7 protein-coding genes are annotated in these 6,740 nt (G+C 73.5%); 6 read left to right on the forward strand and 1 reads right to left on the reverse strand.

The annotated features are described in order from the left end of the window. Positions 1 to 456: DUF3043 domain-containing protein (locus ACFU99_RS21590; protein WP_384394369.1), on the forward strand; the 456-nt coding region annotated here is incomplete at its 5' end. 59 nt (positions 457 to 515) lie between these two features. Further along, positions 516 to 1,250: a class I SAM-dependent methyltransferase gene (locus ACFU99_RS21595; protein ID WP_384394380.1), complete on the forward strand. Its 735-nt coding sequence runs from the start codon at positions 516 to 518 to the stop codon at positions 1,248 to 1,250. 89 nt (positions 1,251 to 1,339) lie between these two features. On the opposite strand, the gene ACFU99_RS21600 is transcribed toward ACFU99_RS21595, so the two are convergent. Next, positions 1,340 to 1,549: a hypothetical protein gene (locus tag ACFU99_RS21600; protein WP_384394370.1), complete on the reverse strand. Its 210-nt coding sequence runs from the start codon at positions 1,547 to 1,549 to the stop codon at positions 1,340 to 1,342. Positions 1,550 to 1,687: 138 nt separating this feature from the next. Here ACFU99_RS21600 and ACFU99_RS21605 point away from each other — a divergent pair, with 138 nt between their 5' ends. From ACFU99_RS21605 to ACFU99_RS21620, 4 genes are all read left to right on the forward strand, one after another. After that, positions 1,688 to 2,890 (forward strand): bifunctional adenosylcobinamide kinase/adenosylcobinamide-phosphate guanylyltransferase, encoded by a 1,203-nt coding sequence (locus ACFU99_RS21605; protein ID WP_384394372.1) that lies wholly within the window; start codon positions 1,688 to 1,690, stop codon positions 2,888 to 2,890. A 182-nt stretch (positions 2,891 to 3,072) separates the two neighbouring features. Beyond that, complete coding sequence (cobT, locus tag ACFU99_RS21610; RefSeq protein ID WP_384394374.1) at positions 3,073 to 4,119, forward strand: nicotinate-nucleotide--dimethylbenzimidazole phosphoribosyltransferase; 1,047 nt, start codon at positions 3,073 to 3,075, stop codon at positions 4,117 to 4,119. A gap of 61 nt (positions 4,120 to 4,180) precedes the next feature. Further along, positions 4,181 to 5,947 (forward strand): phosphatidylglycerol lysyltransferase domain-containing protein, encoded by a 1,767-nt coding sequence (locus tag ACFU99_RS21615; RefSeq protein WP_384394376.1) that lies wholly within the window; start codon positions 4,181 to 4,183, stop codon positions 5,945 to 5,947. Then, positions 5,944 to 6,740 (forward strand): hypothetical protein (locus tag ACFU99_RS21620; RefSeq protein WP_384394378.1); only part of this gene is annotated, 797 nt, incomplete at its 3' end. The genes ACFU99_RS21615 and ACFU99_RS21620, both read left to right, overlap by 4 nt.

The raw sequence follows: 6,740 nt of genomic DNA on the forward strand, positions 1-6,740 counted from the left end.
ATGGCCAGTACGCCGGCCAACCGCAAGGACGCCATGAAGCGTCAGAAGGCGGCACGGCGTACGGACATGGCCAAGCAGCGCGAGGCCCTCGCCAACGGGGACGAGCGGTATCTGCCCGCCCGCGACAAGGGCCCGGTCCGCCGCTTCGCCCGCGACTACGTGGACGCGCGGTTCACCGTGGCGGAGTACTTCCTGCCGCTCGCGGTCGTCATCCTGGTCCTCAGCATGATCAACCGCGGCGCGTTCCAGACCTATGTGCTGCTGCTGTGGATGATCGTGATCCTGCTGATCGTGGTGAACTCGGTGATCACCTCGGTCGGTCTCAAGCGCGGCCTGCGCGCCCGCTTCCCGAACGAGAACACGCGCGGCGCCGTGCCGTACGCCCTGATGCGCACGCTCCAGATGCGCCGGCTGCGGCTGCCGAAGCCGAAGGTCAAGCGCGGGGAGAAGCCCTGAGCCCGGCCCCCGCCGGCTTCTCGGGCGGCGTGGCGGGCTGGCTGAGCAAGCTCGGCGGACTGCGGAACACCGTCCGCCAGGAGCTCGTCGCCCGCCGGCTCGACGAGCAGATCACCGCCCGCTACCCCGTGGGGCAGCGGCTGAGCGTCCTCGACGTCGGCCTCGGCCAGGGCACCCAGGCGCTGCGGCTGGCCCGCGCCGGGCACAACGTGACCGGCCTGGAGTCCGATCCGCGGATGGCCGCGGCGGCCCGCGAGGCGCTCGCCGCCGAGCCCGAGGGCATCCGCGAGCGGGTCCGGATCATCGAGGGCGACGGCCGGGACACGGGCGCGCACTTCCAGACCGGCGCCTTCGACATCGTGCTCTGCCACGGCGTGCTGATGTATGTGAACGAGCCCGACCCGATGCTCGCCGGGCTGGCCCGGGTGCTCGCGCCCGGCGGGCTGCTCTCCCTCGTCGTGCGCAACGCCGACGCGCTCGCGATGCGTCCCGGCCTCGCCGGGGACTTCGGCGGGGCGCTCGCCGCCTTCGACTCCCCCGACTACACCAACCGCATCGGGCTCACGGTCCGCGCCGACCGGCTGGAGGCGCTGACGGCCACGCTGACCGGCATCGGCGCTCCGCTGCACGCCTGGTACGGCGTGCGGGTCTTCACCGACCAGGCCGCCGACGACCAGGCGCCGCCGGAGGGCAAGGAGCTGGAGCGGCTGATCGCGGCCGAGGACAAGGCCGGGCGCACGGACCCGTACCGGTCGGTCGCGGCGCTGCTGCACCTGTGCGGCGTACGGGGCTGACGGGCTCGCCCGCTGTGGTGCCGCGCTTTACGGGCGCCCCGCCGCCACCGGCCGTACGGTACGGGCGCCCGTAACCCCGAAACGCCGCCTCAGCCCTCGCTGGCGTGCAGACTCATCGGCCCGTAGATCTCCGTGCCGTCCTCGAACAGCCTCACCTGGTCGGCGCCGCCGTCCAGCAGGTCCTTCCACACCTCGCCGATCCAGGACTCCGCGTCCCCCTGCGTGGAGAACTCCTCCGGCTCCACCGCGGGAGCGATCTCCGCCCCGTCGGACTTCTCGAACCGCCATGTCCAGGCCATGTCCGCCTCCTCAAGTCCCGCATACCTGCTGCGCACGTACTGTGCAGCGCAGCCTAACGGTCGGTGAACAGGCCCCGTAAAGCCCGCAAAGGGCGAGCCCCGCGCGCCCGGGGGCACGGGACGCGAGACGATCGGGGGGTGGAACTCACTCTCCTCGGCACCGGGGCCCCCGACGGACTGCCGCGCCCCGGATGCCCGTGCGCGTCCTGCGCCATGGCGGTCGGCGACGCGGCGCGGGCGGCCACCGCGCTGCTCGTCGACGGCGCGCTGCTGCTGGACCTGACCCCCGGCCCGGCCTTCGCGGCGGCGCGCGCCGGGCACTCGATCGCCGGGGTGCGGCAGGTGCTGCTCTCGCATCCGCACGACGGCCCGGCCGTGGAGTTCCCGGCCGGGCTGCCGGCTCCGGGCCGGGTGGCGGACGGCCGGGAGCTGGCGGTGATCAGCGGCCACCGGGTGCGGGCGGTGGCCTTGGACGCGCCGGGAACCGGGTACGAGGTGACGGGCCCGGAGGGCGAGCGGCTGCTGTACCTGCCGCCGGGCGCGGCGGCGGCCGGGCTGGCGCCGGACGGGGTCCGGGACCCGTACGACATGGTGCTGCTGGACGTGGTGGGGCGGCCCGACGCGCTGGCCCGGCTGCGGGCGGCGGGCGCGGTGGCCGCCACCACGGACGTCATCGCCGTCCATCTCGGCCACGAGACGCCGCCCGGCGGCGAGCTGCGGCGGCGGCTGGCAGCGGCGGGCGCGCGGGCGGTGCCCGACGGCACGACGCTGCTGGTCGGCGAGTACCACGCGGTGCCGGACCTGCCCCGGCGGACGCTGGTCCTGGGCGGTGCGCGGTCCGGCAAGTCGGTCGAGGCGGAGCGGCGGCTGGAGGCGTTCCCCGACGTGCTGTACGTCGCCACAGGCGGCACGCGCGACGGCGACCGGGAGTGGGCCGAGCGGGTCTCGACGCACCGTGAGCGCCGCCCCGCCTCCTGGCGCACGGCGGAGACCTGCGATCTGCCGCCGCTGCTGGCGGCGGGGGGCCCGCCGCTGCTCATCGACTGCCTCGCGCTGTGGCTGACGGACGCCATGGACTCCGTCGGCGCGTGGTCCGAGGAGACGTGGGCGGACGGCGGCGCGAAGGCGCTGCGCGAGCGGGTGGACGAGCTGGTGGCGGCGGTGCGCGCGGCCCGGCGCACGGTGGTCGCCGTGAGCAACGAGGTGGGCTCGGGCGTCGTCCCGGCCACCCCTGCGGGCCGCCGCTTCCGCGACGAGCTGGGCCGCCTGAACGCGGGCGTCGCGGCGGAGTGCGAGCACGTGCTCCTCGTGGTGGCCGGGCAGGCCATGACGCTGCGCTGAGCTTCGTGGGCGCGCGCCTCCGGCGGGGGGCCGTGCCGGCCGGGGCGCGGGGGCCGGGATGCGGCGCATGCGGGTGCGCGCGTGCGGGAGGGCCGGGTTACGGGCGTACTCGGATACGAGCCGGGGCGCCGCGGCTTATTCGGGTGGGACTGGCATCTACTTCTGCGGGTACTGTTCTGCGGATGAGCGGCCTGAATCTCGATGACTTCGCCACGCTGATCGAGCGCCCCGACACCGGTGTACGCCGGGACGCCGAGGAGCACCGTGAACGGCTCGTGCCCGCGCCCGGCGCGCTGGGGCGGCTGGACGAGCTCGGGGAGTGGCTCGCGGCCGCTCAGGGCTCGGTGCCGGTGAAGCCGGTCGAGCGGGCGAAGCTGCTGCTCTTCGCGGGCGACCACGGAGTCGCGAAGCTTGAGGTGTCCGGCGGTCCGGCCGAGGGCGCGCTGGCGCTCGTACGGGCCGTGCTGGACGGCGGAAGCGCGTCGGCGGTGCTGGCGCGCCGGTGCGGGGCCCAGGTGCGGGTCGTGGACATGTCCCTGGACTGCGACCCGGCCGAGCTGCCCGAGGACGTGACGCGCCACCGGGTGCGGCGCGGTTCGGGCCGTATCGACATCGAGGACGCGCTGACCGCGGACGAGGCGGAGCGGGCTTTCCGGGCCGGGATGGCCGTGGCCGACGAGGAGGCCGACTCCGGCACCGACCTCGTGGTCCTCGGCGATCTGAGCGTGGGCGGGACCACCGCGGCCGGCACGCTGATCGCCGCGCTGTGCGGGACGGACGCCTCCGTGGTGACCGGCCGCGGCGGCGCCGGGATCGACGACCTGGCGTGGATGCGCAAGTGCGCGGCGATCCGGGACGGGCTGCGCCGGGCCCGGCCGGTCCTCGGGGACCAGCTGGAGCTGCTGGCCACGGCCGGCGGAGCGGACCTCGCCGCGATCACCGGTTTTCTGTTGCAGAGCGCCGTGAGACGGCTGCCGGTGATCCTCGACGGAGTCGTCTCGGCCGCGTGCGCCCTGGTGGCGCAGCGTGTCGCGTTCCGGGCGCCGGACTGGTGGCTGGCCGGTCAGGTGAGCGGGGAGCCGGCGCAGGCGAAAGCTTTGGACCGCATGGCACTCAACCCTTTGCTCGATCACGGCGTCTGTGTAGGGGAGGGGACAGGGGCGCTGCTCGCTCTGCCGATGGTTCAGGCGGCGGCGGCCCTGGCTGCGGAGCTCCCCGTACGCACCTGACGTCCCGCGTCACCCGCGTCGGAGCCCCCGTCGCACATGACGCCCCATATGATCACTTTTCATGGGAGAAGTCCGCTTGACTCCGGATGAGGGCGCTCGCCGCGGTATCTGGCCGCGACGAGCAGCCGGCTTCGCGGTTTGGTACCTGCGCGCCGTTACGTTCGTCAACCTCCTCAGCGCGGTGTGGCTGTCCTTCGGGGCCGACATCCGCCGGCACAACGTCGAGGAGTTCTTCACGCCGTATCTGGCGACCGCGGGCTTCGCGTCAGCCCTCTTCTCCCTGTTCATGGCCATCACGCTGCGGCGGCGCAAGCGCGCGGCGTGGATCCTGAACCTGGTGCTGGCCGGGGCCACGGCCCTGCTCTTCGTGTTCGCCATATGCTTCCGCGAGTTCAACCGGCACGGCCTGAACTGGTTCTCCACGATCATCACGGTGCTGTTCGTGGCCGCGCTCGTGGTGGGCCGCCGCGAGTTCTACGCCAAGGGCGACCGCTCCAACCCGAAGCTGGCGGCGGCCGTCGCCGTCGGCGGGCTGCTCGTCACCTCGCTGATCGCCGCGCTGCTGGTCAGCGTCACCAACGACGCGCACGACGGCGCCAAGTCCAGCTTCCTGGACCGCTGGCACTTCGGCGTGATGCGGCTGATCTCGCTGGCCAGCGACGAGTCCCGGTACCAGGGCATCTCCGCGCCCGGCTGGGTCAACGTCGTCATCAACGTGATGAGCACCCTGCTGCTGCTCGGCGTGCTGTACGCGGCCTTCCGCTCGCGCCGCGCCACCGACCCGATCACCCCCGACGACGAGGAGAAGCTCCGCGCCCTGCTGGACAAGCACGGCGACCGCGACTCGCTCGGCTACTTCGCGCTGCGCCGCGAGAAGAGCGTCATCTGGTCCCCCACCGGCAAGGCCGCCGTCACCTACCGCGTGCTCGGCGGGGTCTCGCTGGCCTCCGGCGACCCGATCGGCGACCCCGAGGCGTGGCCCGGCGCCATCGAGCCCTGGCTCACCGAGGCCCGCGAGCACGGCTGGATCCCGGCCGTGATGGGCGCGAGCGAGGAGGGCGGCACCATCTACGCACGGCACGGCATGGACGCCCTCGAACTCGGCGACGAGGCGATCGTGGAGACCGACGAGTTCACTCTCGACGGCCGGGCCATGCGCACCGTGCGCCAGGCGTACAACCGGGTCAAGCGCGCCGGGTACACGGTGCGCATCCGGCGCCACGAGGACATCCCCGAGGACGAGATGGCCGACCTGCTGCGCCACGCCGACGACTGGCGCGACGGAGCCACCGAGCGCGGCTTCTCCATGGCGCTCGGCCGGCTCGGCGACCCCGGCGACGGCCGCTGCGTGATGCTGGAGTGCCACGACGGCGACGGAAAGCTGCGGGCCGTGCTCAGCTTCGTGCCCTGGGGCCCCAAGGGCCTCTCGCTCGACCTGATGCGCCGCGACCGGGAGTCCGAGAACGGTCTGATGGAGTTCATGGTCATCGAGATGATGCAGCGCTCCCGCGAGGTCGGGGTCGAGCAGGTCTCGCTGAACTTCGCGATGTTCCGGTCCGTCTTCGAGCGCGGCTCCAAGCTCGGCGCGGGCCCGGTGCTGCGGATGTGGCGCTCGCTGCTGACGTTCTTCTCCCGCTGGTGGCAGATCGAGTCGCTGTACCGCGCCAACGCGAAGTACCGGCCCATCTGGGAGCCCCGGTTCATGCTGTTCGAGAAGAGCAGCGACCTGCTGCGCATCGGTATCGCCAGCGGCCGGGCCGAGGGCTTCCTCGAAGCGCCCGGCCTGCCGAAGTGGCTGAACCGCAAACACCTGGAGAGCAAACGGTGAACCGTGCGGCGCTCCGACGCGCCGCACGTGCCGAGTGGGGTCCCCTCCTGGGGACCCTGTTCGAGACGCTCGCCCGCAGGAGACTGCGGGCCCTTCCCATGACCCTCGCCGCGGTCCTCCTCACCGCGGTGTTCCAGGTCGTCCAGAACGAGCCGTGGGGCTTCGAGCCGATCCAGCGGATCGGCTCGGTCCAGGCCCGGCTGCCGTGGTGGCTCGCGCTGCTGCGCACCCCGCTGTCGCTGTTCGTACCCGCCCTCGATCTGCCGATATGGGGCGCGCTGGCGCAGCTCCTCGTCGCGTTCGGCATCGCCGAGATCTGCCTGGGCCGCAGGTGCACGCTGGCCATCGCCTACCTCGCCACGCTCGCCGGGACGGTGTACGCGCGGCTGGCCATCCAGATCGGCCCCGACTCCGCCTTCGGCCTGCCGGCCCAGGCCGCCAAGGTCGTCGACACCGGTCCGTCGGCCGCCGTCGTCGGCATCGCGGTGTACGTGACCTGGCGTTACCGTGCCTGGCTCACCTGCGCCGTGGTGGTCGTGGCCATGTCCGCGGAGGCGCTGATCAAGCCGAACCTGGCCGGCAAGGAGCACCTGGCGGCCATCACCGCGATGCTCGTGGTGTGCGGGTTCGGCGAGGTGCGCAGGCGGCGCAAGCCGCGCGACCCGTACCGCGCCCGGGGCCCGGTGGCCCGCGACAGGACGCGGGGCGGCGACGGCGACGGGCGGGGTGCGGAGCGCCGGTCCCGGCCTCCGCACGCTCCGGTGCTGCCCCCGGCCTCGTACGGGTTCGGGCA

This window comes from Streptomyces sp. NPDC057654 (assembly GCF_042800135.1).
Lineage (GTDB): Bacteria > Actinomycetota > Actinomycetes > Streptomycetales > Streptomycetaceae > Streptomyces.